The organism is Brevundimonas bullata, from assembly GCF_014207965.1.
In the GTDB taxonomy this organism is placed as follows: Bacteria; Pseudomonadota; Alphaproteobacteria; order Caulobacterales; family Caulobacteraceae; genus Brevundimonas; species Brevundimonas bullata_A.
This window is the reverse complement of the sequence record NZ_JACHLM010000003.1, coordinates 517,035-540,835: the sequence shown is the minus strand read 5'-3', so window position 1 is coordinate 540,835 and position 23,801 is coordinate 517,035. Positions and strand designations below refer to the sequence as shown.

Annotated in this window: 20 protein-coding genes; 11 read left to right on the top strand and 9 right to left on the bottom strand. The window is 66.2% G+C overall.

Features of this window, described 5'->3' with window-relative positions:
* Nucleotides 1-250: 250 nt before the first annotated feature.
* Nucleotides 251-1,156 carry an SDR family NAD(P)-dependent oxidoreductase gene (locus tag HNP51_RS11345; RefSeq protein WP_184269409.1) on the bottom strand — a complete coding sequence of 302 codons (906 nt, stop codon included), beginning with the start codon at nucleotides 1,154-1,156 and terminating at the stop codon, nucleotides 251-253.
* 199 nt (nucleotides 1,157-1,355) lie between these two features.
* Between HNP51_RS11345 and HNP51_RS11340 the strand changes: the two genes are divergently transcribed.
* The 5 genes from HNP51_RS11340 to aguB all read left to right on the top strand — a co-directional run bounded on the left by HNP51_RS11340 (nucleotide 1,356) and on the right by aguB (nucleotide 8,724).
* The gene (locus HNP51_RS11340; RefSeq protein ID WP_184269411.1) at nucleotides 1,356-2,510 is read left to right on the top strand and encodes an outer membrane beta-barrel protein; all 1,155 of its coding nucleotides are present in this window, start codon (nucleotides 1,356-1,358) and stop codon (nucleotides 2,508-2,510) included.
* Nucleotides 2,511-2,867: 357 nt separating this feature from the next.
* Nucleotides 2,868-3,953 (top strand): capsular biosynthesis protein, encoded by a 1,086-nt coding sequence (locus tag HNP51_RS11335; protein ID WP_260398417.1) that lies wholly within the window; start codon nucleotides 2,868-2,870, stop codon nucleotides 3,951-3,953.
* A gap of 190 nt (nucleotides 3,954-4,143) precedes the next feature.
* Nucleotides 4,144-6,657, top strand: coding sequence for a TonB-dependent receptor (locus tag HNP51_RS11330; protein WP_184269415.1), 2,514 nt, complete (start codon nucleotides 4,144-4,146; stop codon nucleotides 6,655-6,657).
* Between the two features lie 199 nt (nucleotides 6,658-6,856).
* Complete coding sequence (locus HNP51_RS11325) at nucleotides 6,857-7,858, top strand: agmatine deiminase family protein (protein ID WP_184269417.1); 1,002 nt, start codon at nucleotides 6,857-6,859, stop codon at nucleotides 7,856-7,858.
* Nucleotides 7,858-8,724: an N-carbamoylputrescine amidase gene (aguB, locus tag HNP51_RS11320; protein WP_184269419.1), complete on the top strand. Its 867-nt coding sequence runs from the start codon at nucleotides 7,858-7,860 to the stop codon at nucleotides 8,722-8,724. The genes HNP51_RS11325 and aguB overlap by 1 nt, the downstream gene beginning before the upstream one ends.
* Here the strand turns inward: aguB and HNP51_RS11315 are convergent, their stop codons facing one another.
* The 6 genes from HNP51_RS11315 to HNP51_RS11290 all read right to left on the bottom strand — a co-directional run bounded on the left by HNP51_RS11315 (nucleotide 8,725) and on the right by HNP51_RS11290 (nucleotide 13,946).
* Nucleotides 8,725-9,696 (bottom strand): right-handed parallel beta-helix repeat-containing protein, encoded by a 972-nt coding sequence (locus tag HNP51_RS11315; RefSeq protein ID WP_184269421.1) that lies wholly within the window; start codon nucleotides 9,694-9,696, stop codon nucleotides 8,725-8,727.
* The gene (locus HNP51_RS11310) at nucleotides 9,696-10,517 is read right to left on the bottom strand and encodes a phosphatase PAP2 family protein (RefSeq protein ID WP_184269424.1); all 822 of its coding nucleotides are present in this window, start codon (nucleotides 10,515-10,517) and stop codon (nucleotides 9,696-9,698) included. Before HNP51_RS11310 ends, HNP51_RS11315 begins: the two co-directional genes overlap by 1 nt.
* On the bottom strand, nucleotides 10,517-11,014 hold the full coding sequence (locus HNP51_RS11305) for a hypothetical protein (protein WP_184269426.1): 498 nt from the start codon (nucleotides 11,012-11,014) through the stop codon (nucleotides 10,517-10,519). Before HNP51_RS11305 ends, HNP51_RS11310 begins: the two co-directional genes overlap by 1 nt.
* A 72-nt stretch (nucleotides 11,015-11,086) precedes the next feature.
* Complete coding sequence (locus tag HNP51_RS11300; RefSeq protein ID WP_184269428.1) at nucleotides 11,087-11,407, bottom strand: ribonuclease; 321 nt, start codon at nucleotides 11,405-11,407, stop codon at nucleotides 11,087-11,089.
* A 107-nt stretch (nucleotides 11,408-11,514) separates the two neighbouring features.
* Nucleotides 11,515-12,567, bottom strand: a complete 1,053-nt coding sequence (locus HNP51_RS11295) for a 1,9-bis(guanidino)-5-aza-nonane synthase (protein ID WP_184269430.1) — start codon at nucleotides 12,565-12,567, stop codon at nucleotides 11,515-11,517.
* 116 nt (nucleotides 12,568-12,683) lie between these two features.
* Nucleotides 12,684-13,946, bottom strand: a complete 1,263-nt coding sequence (locus tag HNP51_RS11290) for a type III PLP-dependent enzyme (RefSeq protein WP_184269432.1) — start codon at nucleotides 13,944-13,946, stop codon at nucleotides 12,684-12,686.
* A gap of 273 nt (nucleotides 13,947-14,219) precedes the next feature.
* On the opposite strand from HNP51_RS11290, the gene phnC reads away from it, so the two are divergent.
* From phnC to HNP51_RS19010, 5 genes are all read left to right on the top strand, one after another.
* Nucleotides 14,220-15,017, top strand: coding sequence for a phosphonate ABC transporter ATP-binding protein (phnC, locus tag HNP51_RS11285; protein WP_184270510.1), 798 nt, complete (start codon nucleotides 14,220-14,222; stop codon nucleotides 15,015-15,017).
* Nucleotides 15,014-16,018 carry a phosphate/phosphite/phosphonate ABC transporter substrate-binding protein gene (phnD, locus tag HNP51_RS11280; RefSeq protein WP_184269434.1) on the top strand — a complete coding sequence of 335 codons (1,005 nt, stop codon included), beginning with the start codon at nucleotides 15,014-15,016 and terminating at the stop codon, nucleotides 16,016-16,018. Before phnC ends, phnD begins: the two co-directional genes overlap by 4 nt.
* An 80-nt stretch (nucleotides 16,019-16,098) precedes the next feature.
* The gene (gene phnE, locus HNP51_RS11275) at nucleotides 16,099-16,842 is read left to right on the top strand and encodes a phosphonate ABC transporter, permease protein PhnE (protein ID WP_221415871.1); all 744 of its coding nucleotides are present in this window, start codon (nucleotides 16,099-16,101) and stop codon (nucleotides 16,840-16,842) included.
* Nucleotides 16,843-16,953: 111 nt separating this feature from the next.
* Nucleotides 16,954-18,021 carry a substrate-binding domain-containing protein gene (locus HNP51_RS11270; protein WP_184269436.1) on the top strand — a complete coding sequence of 356 codons (1,068 nt, stop codon included), beginning with the start codon at nucleotides 16,954-16,956 and terminating at the stop codon, nucleotides 18,019-18,021.
* A gap of 129 nt (nucleotides 18,022-18,150) precedes the next feature.
* Nucleotides 18,151-18,609, top strand: a complete 459-nt coding sequence (locus HNP51_RS19010; protein WP_409360113.1) for a DUF805 domain-containing protein — start codon at nucleotides 18,151-18,153, stop codon at nucleotides 18,607-18,609.
* A gap of 333 nt (nucleotides 18,610-18,942) precedes the next feature.
* Here the strand turns inward: HNP51_RS19010 and HNP51_RS11260 are convergent, their stop codons facing one another.
* Both HNP51_RS11260 and HNP51_RS11255 read right to left on the bottom strand, forming a co-directional pair.
* Nucleotides 18,943-20,028, bottom strand: a complete 1,086-nt coding sequence (locus HNP51_RS11260) for a glycosyltransferase family 1 protein (protein ID WP_184269440.1) — start codon at nucleotides 20,026-20,028, stop codon at nucleotides 18,943-18,945.
* A gap of 74 nt (nucleotides 20,029-20,102) precedes the next feature.
* Entirely contained in the window at nucleotides 20,103-20,564 is a 462-nt protein-coding gene (locus HNP51_RS11255) for an Lrp/AsnC ligand binding domain-containing protein (protein WP_184269442.1), read from the bottom strand.
* A gap of 118 nt (nucleotides 20,565-20,682) precedes the next feature.
* Between HNP51_RS11255 and putA the strand changes: the two genes are divergently transcribed.
* Nucleotides 20,683-23,799, top strand: coding sequence for a bifunctional proline dehydrogenase/L-glutamate gamma-semialdehyde dehydrogenase PutA (gene putA, locus HNP51_RS11250; RefSeq protein WP_184270516.1), 3,117 nt, complete (start codon nucleotides 20,683-20,685; stop codon nucleotides 23,797-23,799).
* Nucleotides 23,800-23,801: the final 2 nt, after the last annotated feature.

Sequence of the window (23,801 nt, the reverse complement as noted above, 5' to 3'; positions counted from 1 at the left end):
ATGCTTTCTCGTTTTTTGGGCGCTACGCTCGCGACGCGGTCGCTCGCTGCTTGAGCGCAAAAGAGGGCGCTATCGCCGCGATGCGGACGCGCGCTGCGGTAAGCGCGTTTCCTGCCTAACGATGAGAGGATAGGCGCCTCACGTCGGGGCAACGCAAGGCGCCTTCGCAGAAGTAAACGAGCCAGCGAGGCGCCGTGTCCTGATCTAGAGACGCGTCGGCCTCAAGTAGCGCGAAGCGCGATAGGCCTCTCTAAGAAGAAAGCGCAGCTTTCGCCTTGGTCAGTTCGATCATGCCCTGGGCGGCGCCCATCTCGGGCACGATCTCGTTGGTGCGGTCCGAGATGGCGTCGAAGCGGGCGGCGACCTGTTCGGCGGCGTCCGGGCCGATGGCGAAGTCGCCCTGGGTCAGGGTGACGTATGCGCGCTCAAAGCCGCCGGCGCCGGCGGCCAGGATGGCGCGGGTCGGGGCGTCGCGGCTGACCAGATGCAGCAGACCGGGCGTCACCAGGTCCGGCCCCAGAGCCTCCAGCGGCAGACCTTGCAGGTCCTCGGTCATGCGGGTGTGGGCGGTCGGGGCCAGGGCGTTGACGCGGATGTCGTTCTTGGCCCCTTCGATGGCGAGGGTCTGCATGAGGCCGACCAGGGCCATCTTGGCGGCGCCGTAGTTGGCTTGGCCGAAATTGCCGAACAGGCCGGACGACGATGTCGTCATGACAATGCGGCCATAATTCTGGGTTCGCATGATCTCCCACACCGCCTTGGTGCAGTGAACCGCGCCCATCAGGTGGACATCCATCACCAGCTGGAAATCGGCCAGGTCCATCTTGGCGAAGGACTTGTCGCGCAGGATGCCGGCGTTGTTCACCAGAATGTCGATCCGGCCCCAGCCGGCCATGATCTCGGCGACCATGGCCTCGACCGCCGCCGCGTCGGTGACGGAGGCCGCATTGGCCATGGCCTCGCCGCCCGCGGCCTCGATCTCGGCCACCATGGCCTCGGCCGCCGTGGCTGAGCCGCCCGAGCCGTCGCGCGCGCCGCCCAGATCATTGACCACCACCTTGGCACCCCGCGCCGCCAGAGCCAGGGCGTGTTCGCGGCCCAAACCACCGCCCGCGCCCGTCACGATCGCCACCTGGCCGTCGAACCTGATCGTCATGAATGGTCTCCGTTTTGTTTCGCTACGGTCTTAGCAGGCAGGATTGAGTGGCAAAACGGGCGTTTGTGTTGAAATGGCGCCACAGTCGTCACAATCCTTCGACCAGCATCGGAACCCTAGCCGTCCCGCCTCGTTCGGCCCCTTGAGCGCTATCGCCTTGTGCGTCGGCATTCGGATCAACTTGAAGTGTGAGGACACCATGAAGCTGAAACTTCTCGCCAGTGTCGCCGCGGCCGGACTGTTCGCAGCCGGCGCGGCGTCGGCTGAGCCGGACGGCTGGTACGGCGCTGTCGACGCCGGCTACCATATCATCGACGACATCAACGCGGAATCGTCCACGACCAGCGCCAACTGGAACTGGGAAGTCAACGACGGCTGGGCGGCGTTTGCTCGTCTCGGCTACCGCTTCAACCCAAACTGGCGTGTTGAGCTCGAGGGCGGCTACCGCTCGGGCGACATCGGCACGGTGCGCGCCGTTTCCGGCACGCAGGGCCTGTGCAACTCGACCCCGGCGACCGGCCCGTGCTACTCGCCTGAAGGCGACATCACGTCGACGACGCTGATGGCCAACGTTCTTTATGACTTTGGCTACTCGGCCTGGGGCATCCGTCCCTTCGTTGGTCTCGGCGTCGGCCTGAACCGCGTCAATACCGACGCTACGGGTCGTCTGCGCGCCAGCCCGGCGGTGTCCTTCTCTGCCGATGACACGTCAACCAAGTTCGCTGCTCAAGCGATCGCTGGTCTGGCTTGGGCTGTGGGTGACCGCACCAATATTGACCTGACCTACCGCTACCTGACCGGCGACATGGCTTTCGAATCGGCTGTGGCTGGCACGGGGGCTATCCCGTTCGGCGAATGGGAGGGCGACTATGACCAGTCGCACACCGTGACCCTGGGCCTGCGTTACGCCTTCGGCGCCGAGCCGGCTGCACCCCCGCCGCCGCCCCCGCCGCCTCCGCCCCCGCCGCCGCCTCCGCCCCCGCCGCCCCCGCCGCCTCCGCCGCCTCCGGCTAAGCCGGCTGCGCGTCAGTTCGTGGTCTACTTCGACTGGGATCGCTCGGACCTGACGACGGAAGCTCGTTCGGTGGTGACGCAAGCCGCCAACTACGCCAAGTCGGGCGCTCCGACCCGCGTGCTGGTCGTCGGCTACACCGACACCTCGGGTTCGCCCGCCTACAACCTGGGTCTGTCCAACCGTCGTGCGCGCACCGTCGCGGACGCCCTGGTCGCCCAAGGCGTCAACGGCGGCGTGATCGCCCTCGACGGCAAGGGTGAAGCCAACCTGGCCAAGCCAACGGCTGACGGCGTGCGCGAGCCGCTGAACCGTCGCGCCACCGTCGACATCAACTTCTAAGCCTTGAGCCCCGGAGCGACCGAGAGGTCAGTTCCGGGGCCCATCGCTCGGGAGTGTCGAAGAGAAGCGGCCGCCGGACTCGGCATGAGCTGGCGGCCTTTTCTTGTATCAAGCAGAACCGTATTCTTCGCGCAGCCCGCCTTGTCATAGCAGGGGGCTTGGCACTAGGAAGAGGCTGTTCCTTGGAAAGATACACAGCGGTTGCTCGCGCCATTTGATCCTGATCAGCCGAACGCCATTCCCCTGGTGTGTGCGGACCTGCGTGATCGTCGGTTTTTGATTGTCACAGCGCCGTTCGGGGGGTTCGGGCGTCTGTTGGCCGATGCCGTCGTCGCCCGTGGCGGCGAGGCGTCACGCATGATCTTCAATGCAGGCGACCTGGCGACCTGGCGGCGGCCTGGCGGCGTCATGTTCCGCGAGGATGTCCGGCACTGGCCTGGCCGCGTCCGTGAACTGGCGCAGACCTTTACCGACATAATCGTGTTTGGCGAGGGCGGCCCTTACAATCAGGGGGTGTTGTCCCAGGCTCAAACGCTCGGCGCCCGCATATGGGTGCTGGAGAACGGCTACTTCCGTCCGGATTGGATCACGCTGGAAAGAAACGGGGTGAATGGGTCAAGCGCCCTGCCGCGCTCGGCTGAGGGCTATCCGATGCCGGGACCAGAGCTGCCGGTGACGCGTCCTGTCGGCAAGATCTTGCCGCACCACGTCTTCAACATCAGCTTCTATCATGCGGTCCAGCCGTTCGGCTGGGCGGCCTTCCCGCACTATCGCCACCCTTACACGGTCTCGCCTTGGCGGCAGTTCCTGGGTCACATCCGGCGCTATTTCGGTCTGGCGACGCGCCCGAAACGCTCTTGCGACGCTGATGTGATCCAGGCGCGGGGGCCATTCTACATCGCCTGTCTGCAGCGTGAAGGCGATGCACAGTTGCTGCGATACTCATCCTATGCCGACAACATGGCGTTCCTGGCCGAGGTGATGGGCAGCTTCGCCCGTCATGCGCCGAAGGAATGCCGGCTGGTGGTCAAGAACCATCCGCTCGATCCCGGCCTTTCGGATCTGGCGCACATGACCCGCTGCCTGGCGGTGGAGCGGGGTCTGGGAGACCGGGTCGATTTCATCGACGGCGGCAATCTTGCTCAACTGTGCCGCGCGTCGCGGGGCATGGTGGTCAATAACTCCAGCGCGGCTCTGTCGGCTCTGGGCTTCCGCACCCCGGTCAAGGTGATGGGCGACGCCTTCTTCGATTTCGAGGGGCTGACCGACCAGCAGCCGCTGGACGGCTTCTGGAGCGCTCCGGTCGCCGCCGATCCCAAGCTGTTCACGGCCTTCCGCGCCCATGTCATCGCCCGCAGTCAGATCAACGGCAACTATCATGAGCCGCGGGCCATGCGCTCGACCGCAGGCCTGATCGCCGACGCCTTCGCCCTTCGCGTCTGACGCCGCTTGGACGGGTCAAGAGATTCATCCACAGGGGTGTGACGATATAGCCACCCCTGAGGGCTGTCATATCACTGTCACACGACTGTCGCCCAAACTTCCCGCAGCGGCCTTAAGGCCCAGCCCATCTCGACAGGCGCCACGGCCTGCCGTCATGGCGCTACGCCTTCATCACTGGGGATACCAACAGATGACCAACCGCAAACAGCTCTTCTGGGCGACCACCGCCCTTATGAGCGGCCTTCTCATGGCCGGCGCCGCCTCGGCCCAGTCGACCGGCACCGAAGCTACGGAAGTCAGCGACGTCGTCGTCACCGGCCAGCGCGGCCCGCGCAACATCGAAGGTCTGGCCGTTGCTGAAACGGTCGCCAAGACCCGCAACACGATCAACCAGGAATTCATCGCCACCCAGGGTGCGGGCCAGACCATCCTGCAGGTCCTGAACCTGACGCCGGGCCTCAGCTTCACCAACGCCGACCCCTATGGCTCGTCGGGCGGCAACATCCGTCTGCGCGGCTTTGACGGAAACCGCGTCTCGCTGACCTTCGACGGTATCCCGCTCAACGACACCGGCAACTACGCTTCCTACACCAACCAGCAGATGGACCCGGAACTGATCGAGCGCGCCTCGGTCAACACCGGTTCGACCGACGTTGACAGCCCCACGGCATCGGCCACCGGCGGCACCATCAACTACGTCACGCGCCGTCCGGCTGCGGACTTCGGCGGCTGGGTCCAGGGCTCGCTGGGCGACTTCAACTATCGCCGCGTCATGGGCCTGATCGACACGGGCGAAGTCGGCCCCTGGGGCACCTCGGCCTGGTTCGCCGCCTCGTATCAGGACTACGACAAGTTCAAGGGCATCGGTAACCTCGAGAAGGCCCAGTACAACGCCCGCATCTATCAGCCGCTGGGCGACAACGGCGACTTCATCTCGCTGGCTGGCCACTACAACGTCAACAAGAACTACAACTACAATGGCCCGAACCTGGCCACTGCAACGGGCTTCTGCGACGTCGCCAAGACCCAGGTCTGCAAGAGCGATGTCGAAACCAGCCCGTTCGGCTGGGGCGTCGACTTCGACCGCACCTACACCGCACCGACCGTTCGCGCCGGCGTGGCCGACGTTGACAGCAACAGCGCCAACTACTGGGGCCTGCGCATCAACCCGTCCAACACGGGCAACATCCGCGGCACCTCGCGCTTCACCCTGCGCGACGGCCTGACCCTGACGGTCGACCCCTCGTTCCAGTACACCCTGGCCGCCGGCGGCAGCCAGCAAACCGTTCTGTCGGAAACCGACGCCCTGCTGCGCGGCACCAAGACCACGGGCGGCGTTGACCTGAACGGCGACGGCGACACCCTGGACCGCGTCCGCGTTCACACGCCGTCGGTGACCAACACGCACCGCTATGGCCTGAACAGCTCGCTGATTTGGGACCTGAACGAGAACCACCGTCTGCGCGCGGCCTATGCCCTGGACTGGGGTCGTCACCGCCAGACCGGCAACTACGGCTTCATCGACTTCTCGAACCCCTCGAACCCGACGTTCGTCGACGACTTCGGCGGCCGCAACGAAGAAGACAACCGCGTCGTCAACCTGGACGGCTTCGCCCTTCAGGCGCGTAACCGCAAGTCGATCGCTTCGCTGAACCAGTTCTCGGCGGAATACCGCGGCCGCTTCCTGCAAGAAGCCCTGACGGTGACCCTGGGCGTTCGCGCTCCCTTCTTCGAGCGTGAACTGAACCAGTACTGCTACACGCAGAACGCTTCGTCGAACGTGGTCTGCACCACTGAAGTGCCGAACGCCACGCTGGCCAACGGCAACGTGACCTTCGCTTCGAAGGGCGGCACCCAGTACATCAAGCCGTTCCAGCGCACGGTGAAGTTCGACGACATCCTGCCCAACGTCGGCGCCACCTACCGCTTCGGCGAAGGCCAATCGGTCTTCGGCAGCTACAGCGAATCCCTGTCGGCTCCGCGTACGGACAGCCTGTACTCGACCACGCGTCTGGCTGACGGCTCGCTCGGCAACCCGACGGTTCAGCCGGAAACCTCGAAGAACCTCGACCTGGGCTACCGCTACACCACCTCGACCATCGTGGCCCAGCTGTCGGTGTTCCAGAACCAGTTCGACAACCGCATCGTCAGCACCTTCGACTCGGATCTGGACCAGTTCGTCGACCGCAACGTCGGCTCGGTGGAAACGGTCGGCTTCGAAGGCTCCATCGGCTGGTCGCCGATCGAGCAACTGAGCCTGTACGGCACGGTTTCGCTGCTCAACAGCGAACTGCAGGACGACTACGTTTACGATCGTAACGGCAACCGTCTGCCGACCAAGGGCAAGAAGCAGGTCGAAACGCCGGAACAAATGTTCTCGCTGCGCGCCTCGTACAAGTTCAACGACGTCTTCTCGGCTGGCGTTCAGGGCAAGTACACCGGCGAGCGCTGGGTCACCGACGTCAACGATCTGAAGGTCGACGCCTACACCGTCGTCGATATGGACGCTCGCTTCGACTTCTCGACCCTGGGTCTGGAAGGCACCTACCTGCAGGTGAACGTCACCAACCTGTTCGACGAGCAGTACTACAGCAGCATCGGCAGCCGCGCTTCGGCCACGCCGGGCCAACTGGGCTACAGCCGCCCGTTCGCCAACGTCGGCGCTCCGCGCACGATCATGGCTTCGCTGCGCTACAGCTTCTAAGCTTCGGTTTAGACACGACAGGGAAGGGCGGTCCGGAAACGGGCCGCCCTTTTCTTTGTTCGGGGCCTATCGCGCCTTGCGCTACTTGAGGCCCGTTCTGCGGCTGTCGCTGCGGCCTATCGCCCGCAAACATTGAACCGGGGGGCGTCTCGGCCTATCTGGCGCGGCTGACCTTCCTCCCATCGGATCGACTTCGCCCATGACCCAACCTATCCCCGCCGAATGGACGCCGCACCGCGCCATGTGGGTCGGCTGGCCCAGCCACGCCGAGCTGTGGGGCGAGGACTTCGCGCAGGCCCAGGACGAGGTCGAGGCTCTGGTCCGCGCCCTGGCGGGTCCGGGGCGCGAACAGGTCAAGCTGATGGTCGGCAATGACGAGGCCCTGCCCGGCGCCCGCGCGCGTTTCGAGGGCGTCGACGGCGTCGAGGTCGTGGCCGCCCGCTTCGGCGACATCTGGCTGCGCGACACCGGCCCGATCTTCAATGCGGGCTCGAAGACGGCCCAGACCTTCAGCGTCAACGGCTGGGGCGGCAAGTACGACTATCCGCACGACGACGAGGTCGCCGACCAGATCGCGGCCTTCTCGGGCGTGCCGACGACCCGCCATGACTTCATCCTCGAAGGCGGCGCCCTGGATCACGACGGCGAGGGCACGGTCCTGACCACGCGCCAGTGCCTGCTGAACAAGAACCGCAACAAGAACTGGACCGCGGAGGCTGCCGAGGCTGCGCTGGCCGCCTCGGTCGGCGCCAAGGTGGTGGTCTGGCTGGGCGACGGCCTGCTGAACGACCACACCGATGGGCACGTCGACAACCTGGCCCGCTTTGTTGCGCCGGGCGTGGTGGCCTGTCCCATCGCCTTTGGCCGCAAGGACCCTAACGCCGAGGTCTATGACGAGACCGCCCGTCTGCTGTCGGAAACGACCGACGCCATGGGGCGCAAGCTCAAGGTCCTGCGCGTCCCGTCGCCCGGTCTGGTGCTGGACGCCGACGAACGTCCGGTTCCGGCCAGCCACATGAACTTCCTGATCGCTAATGGCGCCATCGTGGTGCCGACCTATGGCGATGATGTCGCTGCGCGCCTGGCGGGCGAGGCCCTGGCCACGGTCTTCCCCGACCGCGAGATCGTCCTGTCGCCGTCGAACGCCGTCCTGACCGGCGGCGGATCCTTCCACTGCATCTCGCAACAGGAGCCCGCATAATGGCCCGCACCATCACGGTCGCCGCCCTGCAGACCTCGTACGGCGAGGACATGCAGGCGAATATCGACAAGACCATCGGCCTGATCCGTCAGGCGGCGGCCAGGGGCGCGCAGGTCATCCTGCCGTCCGAGCTGTTCCAAGGCCCCTACTTCTGCGTGACGCAGGAGGAGCACTGGTTCGCCACCGCCTACCCGTGGCGCGAGCATCCGGCCGTGGTCCAGCTGCAGCCGGTGGCCAAGGAACTGGGCGTCGTCATCCCCGTCTCGATCTTCGAGAAGGAAGGCCCGCACTACTTCAACTCCATGGTCATGCTGGACGCCGACGGCGAGGCCCTGGGCGTCTATCGCAAGAGCCATATCCCCGACGGCCCCGGCTATCAGGAGAAGTACTACTTCCGTCCCGGCGACACCGGCTTCAAGGTCTGGAGCACCCGCTTTGGCCGCATCGGCGTCGGCATCTGCTGGGACCAGTGGTATCCCGAGAGCGCGCGCGCCATGGCGTTGCAGGGGGCTGACATCCTCATGTACCCGACCGCCATCGGCTCGGAACCCCACGACGCCGAACTGGACACCGCCCTGCCGTGGCAGCGGGCGATGCAGGGCCATGCCGTGTCCAACGTCGTGCCGGTCGTGGCCGCCAATCGCATCGGCCACGAGACCCTGACCGAGGCCGGCCAGAGCTTCTACGGCCATTCCTTCATCGCCGACCATCGCGGTGATCTGGTCGAAACCCTGACGCGCGAGGAGGGCGTGCTGGTCCACACCTTCGACCTCGACTTCCTGGATCAGTACCGCGCCGCCTGGGGCTTCTTCCGCGACCGTCGTCCGGAGCTGTACGGGGCGTTGGCGACCGGCCGCCCGGTCTAGTCAGCGACGGATATTGCGCGCCACGACATTGTTCGTGGCGCCGTCGCCGTCGTGGGCGCTGCTGCCGAAAGGATAGCCGCGATCCGCGCTGCAATATGACCGGCTGCCTTCGCGTGCGCCGACCACGACCAGCCTGGGGCGCAGCCGCGCGGCGTCCGAAAAGATATTATCCGTGATCTGATTGTCCGACGGCGTCTGGTGCCGGATCACGCCGCGCTCGCCGCAGTTGCGATAGAGGAAGACGCCGCCGCGTCCGCCGAGCGTGAAGCGGTTGCCGGTGATGCGGTTGCGGGCCGAGCCGTCGACGGCGACGGCCTCGCGGCGGGTCGCCGCGGCGATGGTGCTGTTCTCGATCCGGTTGTCGGCGCTCTCGGCGTCCAGATAGAGGGCGGTGGCGTCGCTACGGCCTGTCAGCGTTGAGTTCGTCAGGCTGAGGCGCGTCACGCCCGGCCCGACGTAGAGGGGGATGGAGCCCGTCCCCACGATGGTCACGCGGTGCAGTTCGATATGCGAGGGCGCCGCGCCTTGCGTCGTCGCCGTGTGGTCGACGGTGCGCGACGAGGCGCGCAGGTCGTCATAGCCGCCGTCCGCCCCCATGCCCCAGACGCGCACCGCGCCGTGGATCGTGCAGTTCTCGATGCGGATGTCGGTGGGCCGGCTCCAGTGCGACGCCGAGACGCGGCGCGACCAGATGGCGACCGTCGGCTGGCGGGTGGTGGTGGCGACGCCGGGGCGTCCGACGACGCCGGCCCGACAGTCCAGCCCGGCGCCCGAGGCCTCGGCGCCTTCGATCAGGAGGGGACGGGTGATAGCCTGTCCGGCGCTCAGCACGGCGCGGCAGGTCAGGCGGTAGGGCGTCGTCGCGTCGGCGGTCAATTCGCCTATTTGGCTCGCCGTGCAGGGACGGGCGGCGGGCAGGGACCACGCCTCAGGGGCAGCGCTCAGCCACAGAGTCGCCAGCCAGGTCGCCATCAGGGCAGGGGCGCCGCCAGGGCCAGACGCTCGGCGGCGCAAGCAGGGCTGGCCAGGCCGGTGGCGCGCACGGCGGCCAGTTCAGCGCGCGCGGCGGCCAGGTCGGCGTCGAAGCCCGGCCTGGCGGCGGCGGCCTCGAACACCGCCTTGCCCAGAACCTCGCCGACGGCGACGTCGCTGGGATAGTGCATCCCGCACACCAGTCGGCTGAGGCCCATCTCTTGGGCGGTGCGGCGGGCCTCGGCCGCGTGCTGCTGCTCCAGAGCGGCGAAGGCCTCGCCATAGACGGCGGCCACGGTCGAACTACCGGAAGGATAGGAGGCGCTCTTGCGACCCGCCTCGCTGACGCGCTGGCAGGGACGACGCTCGGGATCGTCGCCGACCGGGCGGGCGCGGAAGCCGCGCGCCTTGACCCGTTCGGCGGCGGCGTCGGAATCGTCGAACAGGCGCTGCATCAGGCGGTTGAGATTGGGCGTGACCGCCGCGCCCAGGCGCACGCCCAGGGCGCAGTCGAAATGCTGCAGCGCCAGGGGCGGGCGCAGTTCAGCGTGGGCGGTGGCCAGCAGCCATCGGTCGCTGTCCTCCAGCGTCTTGAACTGGGCGGAGCGCGCCTTGTCGGCCAGATCGGGCGGGGAGCCGGGCGCGGGCGGCGGCGGCACGGCGTCGGCCAGGGCCTGGATCAGCGGCCCGGTCAGATAGCCCTTGGTTTCCGGGACGGCGGCTTGAACCGCTTGGGGGCGCAGGGCGGCGGGGGTGCCTGCACAGGCCGAGAGCAGGGCGGCTGTGGCGGCGGCGACAATGAAGGCCCCCCGGCGCTTCATCAGACCCCGGCGCTCCAGGTCAACTGGACCGAGGTCAGTCCGTCTTCGCCAGGCGAAGCCACGACTTGTAACGTGGCGCCGTCTGCCTTGCGCGCGGCGGCGCCATAGGCGCGGGCCTCGCCCTGGTTCATGGCCATGACGGGGGCCAGGCCGGCGGCCTCGGCCCGCTGGCGATAGAAGGCCACGACGGCGTCAGGCGCGGCGTCGGTGGTGAAGGTGATCAGGCCGCCGGGGCCGGCCGGGCCGTTAGCGACGGTGGCTGGGCCATCAGCCTGGGCGCCGGGATAGAGGGCGGCGAAGGCGGGGGCGCCGTCGATGGCCGCGGCGTCAGCAGGCGGGGCTGCAGCCTCAGCCATCGGGGCGGCGACGGCGACCGTTTCGGCTGGGGCGTCGGCGGGCGGGGGCAGGGCGGTCTCGGGCGCAGCCTCGCTACGCTCGTCGCATCCGATAAGGCCGACCGTGAGGGCCACGGCGACGGCTGCCACGCTACGCTTCATCCCGCCTACGTCCTTGAGACTGTTCAACTTGATGAACACCGTGGCCCATCCGTGCGGCGGCAGCAAGGCGGTTCAACCGGTGGGGGCGTCCACATCGTCGCCGGGCTGGCCGGTCGACTTGCGCGCCTCGGCGGGACCGCCCGCCGGTTTGGAGCCGCGATCGGCGAAACGCATGCCTTCGGACGCCAGGGCCTCGTTGATGACGTCCTGATCCGGATCAATGTCCGAACCGGAGGCCGAGCCGCCGCGCAACGACCCGGCGCGGGTGTCGGATCCTCCGTCGGTCCCCTCCAGCGCCTTCTTCAAGGCGTCGGCGAGGTGGCCGCGATCGGATTTCTCGCCCATGTCGGCGGCTTCTCGAGCTTCTTCGTTCTCGGTCCTGGGGTCAGCCATCGTCGTCTCCTTGTTGCAGGAATAACGCGAAGCAGCGGGGCGATGGTTCCCCAAAGAAAAAGGCCGGCGGAGTGATCCGCCGGCCCATGACCCTTGATCGGGGCTTCTTACTTCCCGAACAGCTTGTTCCAGCGCCGCTTCTCGCGGTTTTTCCAGGCACCCCGGTGATAAGCGTCCGAGCCGATCAGCGGCACGACGGTCGTGGCTTCGGCGAAGACCATCTGCTCGTGGGTGGTCTGGACCTTGCCCCAGGAGGCGGCCTCTTTCAGCGTCGAGGACGAGCAGGCGCCGTCGCGCACGTCTGCGACGGTGATCTGGACCGCATAGCGGTGCATCTCGGCCTCCACGCCCAGGATCTCGGCGCAGACGACGGTGTCCTGAGCGAAGTTCTTGGGCACGCCGCCCCCGACCATGAACAGGCCTGTGACGCCGGCGGCGATCTTGATGTCGGTCAGTTCGCGGAAGTCGGCGATGGCGTCCAGCATCAGATAGGGTTTGCCCGCCGCCGCGCGTTCCTTCTGGTGCTTGACCAAGCCGAAACCGGCCGAGCTGTCGACAAAGGCCGGGCAGAAGATCGGCACGCCTTCTTCATAGGCGGTCTGGATCAGCGAACCGGGCTTCTTCGCATTACCCTCGGACAGCCACTTGCCCATCTCCCAGATGAACTCACGGCTGGAATAGCCGCGCGGCTCCAGACGGTTGGCGATCTCCAGGATGGTGTGGTCGCAGGCCTGAAGCTCTTCCTCGTCGATATAGGTGTCGTAGATGCGGTCGATGTAATTTTCGCGCAGGACGTTGTCGTCCACCTCGCCGGCCGCTTGGTAGTGCTTGAAGCCCAGGGCCTCGAAGAAATCCATGTCGACGATCGAGGCGCCGGTGGCGACCACGGCGTCGACCATGCCGAACTTCACCATGTCGCGATACACATGCATGCAGCCGCCGGCCGAGGTCGAACCGGCCAGGATCAGCCAGGGCGAGCAGTCCTTGTCCTCAATGGCCATGGAAAAGATGTCGGCGGCGCGGGCGGTGTCGCGCGAGCTGAAGGACATCTTGCGCATGCTGTCGATGATGGGGCGCGCGTCGAAGCTGGTCATGTCGACGTGCTCGACAGTGTTCTGCAGCAGCGCAGCCTTCTGGTTCGACTGAACGGGAGCGTTCATTTCGGCGGTTTCCCTAAGATATGAGCGCCCGTCGTCAAGAAAAAGCAGCGGCCCGGACGGAGCGACGGGCCGCTGCAGATCATCCCAACGTCCGAAGACGGTATTGGGTCAGTCGATCAGCGCTTGCGCTTGCGCACGCCGGCCTTGCCCTTGGGGCGCGACAGGCGGACGATCTTGCGCGCGGCTTCTTCGGCAGAGGTACGGACCGTCGGGATCGAGCGCGGCGCCAGGCCGTACATCGAGCCCATAGGGGCGTCCTCGACCACGGCGACTTCGTGCTCGCCATAGCCGTTGAAGCCGGTCGTCATGGCCACGCCATAGGCGCCGAGCATGCCGATCTCGATGAAGTCGCCTTCCTGCACATCGGCCGGCAGCCAGAACGGGCCCGGCATATGGTCGATGCTGTCGCAGGTCGGACCATAGAAGCGGAAGGGCTTCAACTCCGACGAGGCGTCGGCATCCCGGACCAGCTTGGTCGGGAAGGGCCAGCGCGAATGGGTGGCGTCGAACAGCGAGCCGTAGGACCCGTCGTTCAGATAGAGGGCGTCGCCCTTGCGCAGGTCCACGCGGCACAGCACCGACGAGCTTTCGGCGACCAACGCCCGGCCGGGTTCGCACCACAGCTCGGTCGTTTCCGACACCGGCATCTCGTTGAAGCCGCGATGGATGGCGTCGGCGTATTCGCTCAGGTCCGGCGGGACCATGCCCGGATAGACCGAAGGGAAGCCGCCGCCGACGTCGACGATGTCGACGAAGACGCCCGCCTTCTTGATGGCGCGACCGACCTGGTTCATGGCGGCTTCATAGGCCGACGGACGCATGCACTGCGAACCGACGTGGAAGCTGACGCCCATCAGACCGTCCTGCACCGCCTGGCGAACGGCCAGCAGCAGGGCGGGGGCCTGATCCGGCGAGACGCCGAACTTGCCCGACAGGGAATAGGCCGCGCCGTCCGCCGAGACGGACATGCGCACGATCAGGTTCAGATCGTCGGCGTTATCAGTGACGTCGAGGATCTTCTGCAATTCGTCCTGGCTGTCGAGCACGAAGGTGCGCACGCCGTGATCGGCGTAGGCCGCACGGATCGCGCCCCGGCTCTTGACCGGGTGCATGAAGGCCAGACGCGCGTTCGGGCTGACCGAGCGAACCAGCTCGATCTCGGCCAGAGACGCGACGTCGAAGGCGTTGACGCCCTGTTCCACCAGGGTCTCGATGACCCAGCGTGAAGGGTTGGCCTTCACAGCATAGAAGACGTCGGCTTTTAGATTGTCCTGGAACCAGCGCGCCGCTACGGAAACTGAACGCGGCCGCACGAGTGCGACGGGACGTTCAGGGGACCGCTCGCGGACCAGGTCCAGGGGAAATTGGTACGTGCGCAATTCACGTAGCCCCCTGCTAATTGTTAACCCAGACCGGCGTTAGCAGCGCTTAACGGTTAGACCACGGGGTCCGCCGGAACGCGCGATGTAAGGATGTCGGACTGTCATGTAAAGCGGTAATTTCGTGACCTGATCCACAGGGGAAAGGGCGGAAAGCGTCGCCGCACCGCGCCCGCACTGGACGAAAACGACGCAGGCATGCCATTAAGACTTGTCGAAACGCGCGTGGCGCGTCATGCGGCGCCCCCTGTTGTAACCGCCACCCACGGGTTCATGAATCCTTCAACCGCCGCCGTCGCGTCCGTACGGGATGTGTCGAAGACCTACGGAGCCCGAAAGGCGCTCGACGGCGTGTCCGTCGAAGTGGCCGCCGGCGAGATGGTCGCTCTGATCGGTCCGTCCGGATCGGGCAAGTCCACGCTCCTGCGCTCCATCACCGGACTGCACCCGATCGACCCCGGCATTGGGACGATCCAGGTGTTCGGCGAAACCGTTCAACAGAACGGCCGCATCACCGGGGCTGTGCGCAAGGCGCGCGGCAAGCTGGGCATGATCTTCCAGCAGTTCAATCTGGTGGGGCGTCTGTCGCTCTTCTCCAATGTCATGCTGGGCGCTCTCGGGCGTCTGCCCGGCTGGCGCGGCGTGTTCGGCGTCTGGCCCAGGGCCGACAAGGAACGGGCCATGGCGGCCCTGCACCGGGTCGGCGTGTCGGATTACGCCGCCCAGCGCGCCAACACCCTGTCGGGCGGTCAGCAGCAGCGCGGCGCCATCGCCCGCGCCATTGTCCAGGGCGCGCAAGCCATCCTGGCCGACGAGCCGGTGGCCTCGCTGGACCCTGTCTCGGCCCGCAAGGTCATGGAACTGCTGGTCGAGCTGAACAAGCGCGACGGCATGGGCGTGATCGTCACCCTGCACCAGGTCGACTATGCTATCCGCTACTGCAACCGCGTCATCGCCCTGCAAAAGGGCAAGGTGGTCTATGACGGCCCCTCGACCGGTCTGGACTCCAAGCGCCTGATTGAAATCTACGGTCCTGAGTACGAGGACGCGTTCTGGGAAGCCAAGGCATGACCCGCACCGCCATCACCCGCCGCCTGCTGGGCGTCGCCGCCGTAAGCCTGAGTCTTGGCCTCGCCGCCTGTGGCAAGGGCGAAGACAAGGCGCCCGGCGCCGCGCCGACCGAAATCACCTTCTCCATCCTGTCGGCTGAGGGCCAGGCCTCGTCGGGCCCGCTGTGGCAGCCGCTGCTGGACGATATGTCCAAGTCGATCGGCGTGACGGTGAAGCCCTACTTCGGCTCCAACTACACCGTGCTCGTCGAGGCCATGCGCGGCAACCACACCCAGGTGGGCTGGTTCTCTGCCAAGCCCGAGGTCGAGGCCATCGATCGCGCCAAGGCCGAGGTCATCGCCCGCACGGTCAACCGTGAAGGCTTGGACAGCTACCAGTCGACCCTGATCGTCAAAAAGGGCTCAGGCATTACGCTGGACAAGGTCCTGGCCTGCGGCAAGCAGTACAATTTCGGCATCGGCGACGCCCAGTCGACCTCGGGCACCCTGGCGCCCATGACCTTCCTCTTCAACGCGCGCGGCGTCGTGCCGTCGCAGTGCTTCAAGACGGTCCGCTCTGCCAATCATCAGGCCAACGCCTTCGGCGTGGCCACCGGCGTGATCGACGTTGCGACCTCGAACAGCGTCAACACCATCTTCATCCGCCGCGAGAACCCGCAGCTGGCCGACCAGATCGAAGAGATCTGGGTCTCGCCTCCGATCCCCGAAAGCGGCATCGTGGTGCGTGAGGACCTTGACCCGGCGCTGAAGGAAAAGATCCGCAGCTTCTTCCTGACCTATGGCCAGGGCGAAGGCCCGGAAGCCGAGCGTCAGCGCAAGGTTCTGGCCGGGCTGGAATATTCGCGTTTCGCCGCCGCCGACGACAGCTATCTGAACCCGATCCGCGAAATGATCGCCGATCAGAAGCGCGGCGACGCCGAAGCCAAGGGCGACAAGGCCGCCGCCGCCGCCGCGAACGCTGAGCTTCAGCGTCTGCGCAGCCTGCGTGAGGTCCAGCCTTGACCGCCGCTCCCCTGACGACGCCCTCTACGGCGGCGGGCGGCATCCCGGCGGCGCCGCAAAAGTCCGCCGTCTCCTGGGCGATGGACATCCTCGTCTGGGGCGGCGTCATCGCCGTCCTGCTCTACAGCATCGACGCCGTCGATCTGGGCAATATCTCGCGCCTGTTCTCGGGGAACGAGAGCACCAGCCTGTTCGTCCACGACCTGCTGCGCCCGGACTTCTCCGAATGGAAGATGTTCGTCGGCAAGATGTGGGAGACGGTCCAGATCGCCCTCTGGGGCACATTCCTGGCCGTGCTGTTCGGCATCCCGCTGGGTCTGGCCGCCGCCCGCAACATGGCCCCCCAATGGGTCGTGACGCCGGTGCGCTGGGTCATGAACCTCCTGCGCTCGGTGCCAGATCTGGTCATCGGCCTGCTGTTCGTCACCGCTGTAGGTCTGGGCCCTCTGGCCGGCGTGCTCGCCATCACCCTGAATACGGCCGGCGTCCTGGCCAAGCTGTTCTCGGAAGCCGTCGAGTCGATCGACAAGGGTCCCGTCGAGGGCGTGCGCGCCACCGGCGCGTCCAAGCTGCACGAGATCGTCTGGGGCGTGATCCCGCAGGTGGCGCCGCTGTGGACCTCGTTCGCCCTCTATCGCTTCGAGTCCAACAGCCGTTCGGCCACCGTCCTGGGTCTGATCGGCGCCGGCGGCATTGGTCAGGTGCTGTTCGACAGCATGAACGCCTTCGACTTCCGCGCGGTCTCGGCCATCGTCATTATCGTGGTCGTCGCGGTGACCCTGATCGACAGCCTGTCGCAGATCATGCGCAAGCGCCTGCTGTAATCGAAACGGCGTCAGGGCAAGGTTTGCCCTGACTGTCACAAAGGTCTGGCCGGACCGTCACACTCTGCTGCTCTAAAGCGTCGCATACTGACGACTTGGAGAGGTCCGGCCATGATCCGTTCCCTGAAACTCACCGCCGCCGCATCCGCCCTGCTCGCCTTGGCGGCTTGCGGCGACAACGAGGGCGGCGCCCCTGGCAGCCAGAAGGCCCGCGCGGGCATCTGGGCCGCCGGGTCCTCGACCGTCTTCCCCTTCGCCACCCGCGTGGCCGAGAACTTCGCCCGTACTTCCGGGGGATCCGCCCCGCGCGTTGAATCCCTGGGCACCGGCGGCGGCATCCAGGCCTTCTGCGCCGGCGTCGGCCCCTCGACCCCCGACATCGCCAACGCCTCGCGCCCGATGAAGCAGGGCGAGTTCGACCGCTGCGTCGCCAACGGCGTCACCGACATCGTCGAGATCAAGATCGGCTTCGACGGCATCGTCATCGCCACGGCCCGCACCGGCAACAGCTTCAACTTCGAGCTGAACGACCTCTATGAAGGTCTGGCCAAGGAGGTCCCTGGCCCGAACGGAACCTTCGTCGCCAACCCGGCCACGACCTGGAACCAGGTCAACAAGGGCCTGCCGAACCAGCGCATCCAGGTCTATGGCCCGCCGCCCACCTCGGGCACCCGCGACGCCTTCCTCGAGCTGGGCATGGCGCCCGGCGGTCTGCTGATACCGGCGGTGGCCGCCTTCAAGGACGACAAGACCAAGTTCGAGACCCTGACCCACACCCTGCGTGAAGACGGCGCCTGGGTCGACTCAGGCGAAAACGACAACGCCATCGTCCAGACCCTGACCCGCACCCCGGGTTCGCTGGGCGTGTTCGGCTTCTCCTTCCTGGAGCAGAACATGGACACGGTGAAGGCTGAGACCATCGACGGCGTCGCCCCCTCGGCGGACACCATCGCCGACGGCAGCTACCCCCTGGCCCGCAGCCTCTACATCTACGTCAAGAAGGCCCACGTGGGCGTGACGCCGGGTCTGGAACAGTTCGTCCAGGAGTTCATGTCGGAAGGCTCCGCCGCCCGCGGCGGCTATCTGCAGGATCGCGGCCTGGTGCCGCTGCCCGTCGATCAACTGACCGCCGAACGCGCCAAGGCCGCGGCGATGACCTCGATGGCCCGCCCGAACTAAGAGCGTCAGCCGGCTAAAAAACAAACGCCCCGGACGATCATCGTCCGGGGCGTTTCCCATGGAAGGGCCTGGTAAGCGCGAATATCGTTCTTGGCGCTTATTCCAGTACAAATGCTACTTTAGAAGGCTATGGATCGGTCCTTGATTCAGGTCGTATTGCGCCAATACCCTGCCTCGTTTCTTTACGAAGGATCAAACGTGCGCTTGTTGGAATACCGTGTAAATCGCGCGACCTTTTGGTCCTTTGTAGCTGTGTTGATGGCGTTCATCGCAGTCGCCTTTTTTGCGGAGCGAAGCGTTAGCCATTTGAGCGTAGTCCTTGCGGTGCCGTGTATTCTGCGAATGCATGACCTGGGATGGTCTGGTTGGTGGATCACGCCCGTTTACGGCCTCCAACTCGCAATCGGTCTAGCGGGCCTACTTTTTGCGAACGAGGGACATATGGGAGAGGCGTATCTCCTTATGAGCGGAACCTTGGCTGCCTGGATCTTGCTGTTAGGCTGCCTCCCCGGCGACACGCACCCTAACCGTTTTGGAAGGCGCCCTCTTCCCGGCGTCGATCTAGGTTGGGCGAGGCGGGCGGGCTGAGAGCTTGGCGCAGTCCTTTAGGTAAACGGACGAATCGAGCTGATCCTTAAACGCAAGACGCCCGGTGCGCCTGTGATTGCGTCGCATGGTCGGGGCGCGTCAATTGTCGGATGCCAAGTGTTGTCAGCTGGGACGACTGCGGGTGGGGCGCCAAAGCTTCTACTCAACAGCCAAGCCGCTATCCTTCGTGAAAGAGGATTTGCTTTGAGCGACCTGTCTCAGCTGGCGACATAGTGAAGATGCTGATGCAGCTTAGTAACGATCTGGCGTCGAGTGGGTGGTGTTGGTCAGCCCCTGACGGTTCCGGGCGCCGAAGTAAGTGCTTCGATGCCGTTAGGCCGCAGCCCTGCGTCTCAGGCGGGCGATGCGGCGAAGGCGACGCCAGAAGCGACCGCGTTCGGGATCGGGATAGGGTTGCAGGTTCTCAACGAACTGCTCCGCTGAGGCGCGCCAGCTGAACTTCTCGGCGTAGGCGCGCACGTCCTTGCGATCCAGTTCGAGGGCCTTCAGGCAGGCGGTCTTCAGGTCGTCGTCGATCGCGCCGGCGTTCGAGCCGGGGATGATGTCGATCGGGCCGTGCGCCGGATAGGCGGCCACCGGCGTGCCGGCGCCCATGGCTTCCAGGATCACCAGGCCGAAGGTGTCGGTCCAGCTAGGGAACACAAAGACGTCGGCGTCGGCGAAGCAGCGCGCCAGGTCCTCTCCGAAGCGGGCGCCCAGGAACTTGGCGTCCGGGTATTTCACTTCCAGCTCAGCGCGGGCCGGGCCGTCGCCCACCACGATCTTGGTGCCGGGCAGGTCCAGCTCAAGGAAGGCCTCGATGTTCTTCTCTACCGCCACGCGGCCGACGTTGAGGAAGAAGGGGCGAGGCCATGATTCGCCGCCCATCTCCTTGTAGATGGGCTCCAGGTCGGGGCGGAACAGGTCGGTGTCCACGCCGCGCGTCCACGGCGAGACGTTGCGGAAGCCGTGCTCGACCAATTCGTCGCGGAGGGTCGGCGTCGCCACCATCAGTCGGCCCGACGGCTTGTGGAACCACTTCATGTAGGCGTAGCCTACCTGAACCGGGATCGGGAACCGGGCCGAGACGTACTCGGGGAACTTGGTATGATAGCTGGTCGTGAACGGCAGCTTCCACTCCACGCAGATGCGGCGAGTGGCGATGCCCAGCGGCCCTTCGGTGGCGATGTGGACGGCCTCGGGCTCGAAGGCGCGCAGCCGTTCGCGAATCTCTTCCTCAGCGCCCAGGGCTAGCCGGATCTCGGGATAGGTGGGGCAGGGGATGGTCTTGAACTGGCTGGGTTCGATGACCTCGACCTCATGACCCATGGCGCGGCACTCAGCCACGGTACGGGTCAGGGTGCGGACGACGCCGTTGACCTGGGGCTCCCAGGCGTCGGTGACCAGAACAATGCGCATGAAGTCGAGTGGGCCCGGGCCGTTTCGCTGAGCCGGAAGTTCTAGCCGCTTCGCATGACGAAGGCGAGACGGGTTTAAAGCGGCAGCACCGTCGTCGACTTCACCTCTTCTAGAACGGCATAGGTTCGCGTCTCGCGCACCCCGGGCATCCGCACCAGGATGTCTCCCAGGAAGACGCGATAGGCGTCCATGTCGGCGACCCGCGCCTTGATCAGATAGTCGAACCCGCCGGCGACCATGTGGCATTCCAGCACCTCGGCCTGATGACGCACGGCTTCGGCGAAGGCGTCGAAGACGTCGCCCGTGGTCCGGTCCAGTTGAACCTCGATGAAGATCAGCAGAGCCCGGTCGGCCGACGCCGGGTCGATCAAGGCTGCGTAGCCGGTGATGACCTTACGGTCCTTCAGCCGCTTGATCCGCTCGAAGCAGGCGGCGGGCGACAGATTGCACCTTCGGGCGAGTTCCGCGTTGGAGATGCGGCCGTCAATCTGCAGAACGCGGAGCAAACGGCGGTCGGTATCGTCAAGAATTTGCATGGCGAATGAGCCTGATTGCCGAAGGATCTCTGGTTCTGTCCGTCATCATACAATGCACATTCGGCCAAGTCCGCCATATACGCCGTGAATCGAAGGGTTTGATCCCAGGGGTGAGATGATGACGCCGACCGACCTCAAGCACTGGGACGATCTGGACCGGAACAAGTTCCGCGACGAACGCGCCGTGGTGGCAGACCTGCTGGCCAATCCCGGCTTGACAGCGGCTGAGCGCGCTGACGTCTTCCGCGACGCCGTGGCCCTGGTCGATCAGGCCCGCGCCAGCCAGAAAAAACAGGGCGTGGTCGAGAGCTTCCTGCAGGAGTTTTCGCTTGGTACGCGCGAGGGTCTGGCCCTGATGTGCCTGGCCGAGGCTCTGCTGCGGACGCCCGACGCGGACACCCGCGACCGCCTGATCGCCGAGAAGATCGGCTCGGCTGACTGGGCCTCGCACCTGGGCCAGTCCGACAGCCTGTTCGTCAACGCCTCGACCTGGGGCCTGATGCTGACCGGCAAGCTGGTCGACGCCGACGACGAAGCCAAGACCGACCTGTCAGGTTTCCTCAAGCGGATCGCCGGACGTCTGGGCGAGCCGGTCATCCGTCAAGCCGTCGCCACCGCCGTCAAGATCATGGGCGAGCAGTTCGTCGTCGGCCGCACCATCGAGACGGCGCTGAAGCGCTCGGATCGCGAAGGCTGGCTGTGCAGCTTCGACATGCTGGGGGAGGGCGCCCGCACCGTCGCCGACGCCGAGCGGTATGAGAAGATCTACGCCGACGCCATCGAGGCCGTGGGCAAGACCGCCAAGGGCCAGGGACCCGAGTCCGGCCACGGCGTCTCGGTCAAGCTGTCGGCCCTGTCGCCCCGCTATCAGGCGGTGCAGGAAGACCGCGTCTGGGAGGAACTGTATCCCCGCATCCTGCGCCTGGCCCTGATCGCCGCCAAATACGACATCAACTACACCATTGACGCCGAAGAGGCTGATCGCCTGGCACTGTCGCTGAAGCTGCTGGAGCGGCTGGCGCGCGAGCCGGAGCTGGGCGACTGGAAGGGGCTGGGCCTGGCCGTCCAAGCCTATCAGAAGCGCACGGCTGAAACGGTTCAAAAGCTGGCCCAGCTGGCCAGGTCCTCGGGGCGTCGCCTGATGGTGCGTCTGGTCAAGGGCGCCTATTGGGACACCGAGATCAAGCTGGCCCAGGTCAACGGCCGCACCGATTATCCGGTCTTCACCACCAAGCCGGCGACCGACCTCAACTATCTGGTCTGCGCCAAGGCCCTGATCGAGGCCTCGCCATACATCTACGCCCAGTTCGCCACCCACAACGCCCACACCCTGGCCGCCGTGCGTCGCATGGCCCGCGACCGCAACGTGACCATCGAGCACCAGCGCCTGCATGGCATGGGCGAGGCACTGTATGACGCCGCACAAGAAGCCTGGGTCGACGAGCAGGTCATCGTTCGCGCCTACGCCCCCGTCGGCGGGCATGAAGAACTGCTGCCCTATCTGGTGCGCCGCCTGCTGGAAAACGGCGCCAACTCCTCCTTCGTTCACGCCCTGCTGGACGAGCGCGTTCCGGCGACCGCCGTCGCCGCCGACCCCATCACCGCCGTCGAGGCCCAGCCCGACCGCCACCCCAGGATTCCGGTTCCCATGAACATCTACGGCGATCGCCAGAACTCCCTCGGCCGCGATTACTCTCAGGCCGCCGACCGTGAGCGCCACGCCAAGGCTCTGGAGCGCGTCGACAGCGAGAAGCTGACGTCCGGCCCGATCATCGGCGGCAAGCTGAAGGCCGGCGTCAACCCGCAGGACGTGACCAATCCCTTCGACCGCTCGCAGGTTTTGGGTCATGTCTCGGAAGCTTCGGTCGAGGACGTCGACGCCGCCGTTAACGCCGCCGCTAACGCCCAGGTCGCCTGGGACCGCATCGGCGGTTCGGGCCGCGCGCCCATCCTGCGCGCCATGGCCGACGCGCTGGAGGCCGACATGGATCGTCTGGTCGCCCTGCTGTCGCGTGAAGCGGGCAAAACGCTGAACGACGGCGTGGCCGAGGTTCGCGAAGCCGCCGACTTCTGCCGCTACTACGCCCTTCTGGCCGAGCGCGACTTCGGCGGAGCCCAGACGCTGAAGGGTCCCACCGGCGAGACCAACCATCTGATCCTGCATGGCCGCGGCGTCTTCGCCGCCATCAGCCCGTGGAACTTCCCTCTGGCCATCTTTACCGGCCAGATCGCCGCCGCCCTGGCCGCCGGCAACGCCGTGGTGGCCAAGCCCGCGGAGCAGACCCCGCTGATCGCCGCCGAGGCCGTCCGCCTCTTCTACAAGGCCGGTTTGAACCCCGAGCTTCTGGCCTTGGTCCCCGGTCGCGGCGAGATCGTCGGCGCTGCCCTGACGGCCCACTCAGGCATCGACGGCGTGGCCTTCACTGGCGGCACCGACACGGCCTCGGCTATCAATCGCGGCCTGGCCGCCCGTCCCGGCGCTATCATTCCCTTCATCGCCGAGACCGGCGGCCTGAACGCCATGTTCGTGGACACCACGGCGCTGAAGGAACAGGTCATCGACGACGTCATCCTGTCGGCCTTTGGTTCGGCCGGTCAGCGTTGCTCGGCCTTGCGCATCCTCTACGCGCCCAGGGAAGCCGCCGACGCCCTGATCGATGGCCTCAAGGGCGCGCTGGCGACCCAGGTGATCGGGGACCCGACCGATCCCAAGACCGACATCGGTCCTGTCATCGACGCCGAGAGCCGCGCCAACCTGGAAGCCCACGTCGAACGCCTGTCGAAAGACGCCAAGATCGTCGCCCGCGCCGAACTGGCGCCCGGCTCGGACAAGGGCGACCTGTTCGCCCCGACCATCGCCGAAATCCCGACTCCCGACTTCCTCGAGCGCGAGGTCTTCGGCCCGATCCTGCACGTCTATCGCTATGACTCGAAGGATCTGAAGTCAGTCGCAGCCAAACTGGCCGCCCGCGGCTACGGCCTGACGCTGGGCGTCCACAGCCGCATCGAGGCCTTCGCCGACGAGGTCGTGCGTCTGGTGCCGGCGGGCAACGTCTATGTGAACCGCTCGATCATCGGCGCCGTCGTCGGCGTGCAGCCCTTCGGCGGCGAGGGCCTCAGCGGCACCGGCCCCAAGGCCGGCGGCCCCAACAGCCTGATCCGTTACGCCGCGGAGAAGGCCATCAGCGTCAACATCGCCGCCCAGGGCGGGGATCCGGCCCTCCTGAACCTATAGGG